2 protein-coding genes are annotated in these 2390 nt (G+C 37.7%); both read right to left on the minus strand.

Annotated features, from left to right (window positions below):
• The coding region (locus ACQR30_RS07255) for an ATP-binding cassette domain-containing protein (protein WP_429733380.1) at positions 1 to 687 on the minus strand (687 nt) is incomplete at its 3' end.
• 16 nt (positions 688 to 703) lie between these two features.
• On the minus strand, positions 704 to 2390 hold a 1687-nt coding region (locus ACQR30_RS07260; protein WP_429733383.1), incomplete at its 5' end, for an ABC transporter ATP-binding protein.

Below are 2390 nucleotides of genomic sequence, written 5' to 3' on the forward strand. Positions count from 1 at the left end.
ATAAAAAATCGCGACCCGGTCCGCGATGGCGGCAACCAAATTAATATCATGTGAGATGAATAGTACACTCATATTGGTCGTCTGCTGGAGTTGTTTTATGAGTAACAAAATCTCTTCCTGCACCATGACATCGAGCGCTGTTGTTGGTTCATCGCAAATTAATAATTGTGGTTGGCAACACATGGCCATTGCAATCATTACTCGCTGCTTCTGTCCGCCGCTAATTTCATTTGGGAAGCGATAGAATATTTTGTCCGGGTCAGGCAATTGCACTTGTTCGAAAAGGTTCATTACTTGCTTTACCGCGGCCCGTTTATCTATTTTTTTATGCAATAAAATGGTCTCCAATACTTGACTGCCACAACTTTTTACCGGATTGAGCGAAGACATGGGCTCTTGAAAAACCATAGAAATTTTGTTGCCTCGTATTTGCTGTAAGCCTTTTGAAGATAATGATGCAAGATTGATTTTATGGTGATCATTATCAAAAAAAATAGTACCTTTTAAGGAGGCTTGTATCGGTAATAATTGTAGTATAGATAATGAAGTTACTGATTTTCCCGAGCCGGACTCGCCAACCACGGCCAATACTTCCCCTCTTTTTATAGAAAATGAAATATCTTTTACAGCTTCTTCTTCCTGAAAACTTACTGATAATTTTTCTATTGCTAATAAGTCATCTTGCATTTTAAGATTCGTGCTTTTATGCCGATGTTTGCTCTTCTGCAAATTGCATCTGATGCAATTTAGCATAAAAACCTTTTTGTTTAAGCAATTGGGCGTGGCTTCCTATTTCTTTTATTTCGCCGTTGTCTAATACAATTATTTTGTGGGCTTTACGAATAGTCGATAAACGATGTGCGATTACGATGGAGGTTCTTCCTGAAATAAGCTTGTCGATTGCTTTTTGTACCAGCATTTCACTTTCTGTGTCGATCGAGGAAGTGGCTTCATCTAAAATCAAAATAGAAGGGTTATATAATAGTGCCCGAATAAAGGAGATTAATTGCCTTTGTCCTAAACTCAACGAATTACCACGTTCCATCACATTGAAATGATAACCTCCGGGCAATTGCATGATAAAATCATGTGCTCCGATCATCTTTGCCGCTTCTATTACATGCGCTTCCGTCGTGTTTATATTACGAAGTGTAATATTATCTAATACGGATCCTGAAAACAGAAATACGTCTTGTAAGACTACACCTATATTACGTCTTAGCGTTTCAATATTATATGATTTTATATTCACGTCATCGATCATTATTTCGCCTTCTTGTATTTCGTACAATCTATTTAGTAGACTTATAATCGATGTTTTTCCACTTCCCGTATGACCTACTATAGCGACTGTTTCACCTTCTCTAATTTGAAAATTAATGTTTTTTAGGACATAGTGAGGGGGGGTGTAGGCGAAACTTACCTTATTGAAATTTACACGGCCTGCCACTTTGGAAGGATTGTACGCATTAGATAAAGAGGGCGGAAGGTTATCTTCATTTTCCAATACGGTAAAAACTCTTTCTGCGGCAATCATACCCATTTGCAAAACATTAAATTTATCTGCGATTACACGCAAGGGTCTAAAAATTTGATTTAGATAGAGTATAAAGGAGACTAATAAACCGGCTTCAATTTTTCTATCTGCGATATACCAAATTAGAATGCCTAGGCTTAAGGAAAGAATGATTTCGACAACGGGGAAAAAAACTGAATAAGCAAAAATTGCTGAAATGTTGGCATCCCTATGCTGCTTATTGATCTGGTCAAATTTTTCTCTTTCTCTATCTTCTGCCGAAAAGGCTTGAACAATGGCCATTCCGGAAATATGCTCTTGTACAAATGCATTAAGTGCTGCAATAGCGTTGCGCACACGTTTGTAACTTTTATTGACACTTTCTTTGAAATAGTAAGTCGCTAATATGAGAATAGGAAAAGGGATAAGGCTTATCAGTGTGAGCTTCCAATTGAGAAAAAACATGGTTGCCAAAGTAAAAATGATAGAGAGTAAATCGGCAATGATTGGGATAAATCCGTCTGAAAAAATATCGTTGATGCTCTCAATATCATTTATTGTTCGCGTGGTAAGTGTGCCTATAGGTGTATGGTCAAATTGTCTTAGATTGAAGTAGCTGATTTTTCTAAATACATTTACGCGTAAATCCTTTACGACCGCTTGCCCGAGCCAGGAAGTAAGGAAAGTAAAAATGAAGCGGGTAAGCGTTTCTATAAGAATAAATACTATTTGAAAAACGGTTACCGTTACAATAAAACGCGTAACGTCATTAAGGTTATTTCCTGAAATAAAAACATGCAGCCATTGAGGAATAGGGCCCGTTTTGCCAATAGCCCGGTCAATGGTTAATTGGATTAGGTAGGGGCGGATGGGC

It is taken from the genome of Arachidicoccus sp. (assembly GCF_050436765.1).
Lineage (GTDB): Bacteria > Bacteroidota > Bacteroidia > Chitinophagales > Chitinophagaceae > Arachidicoccus.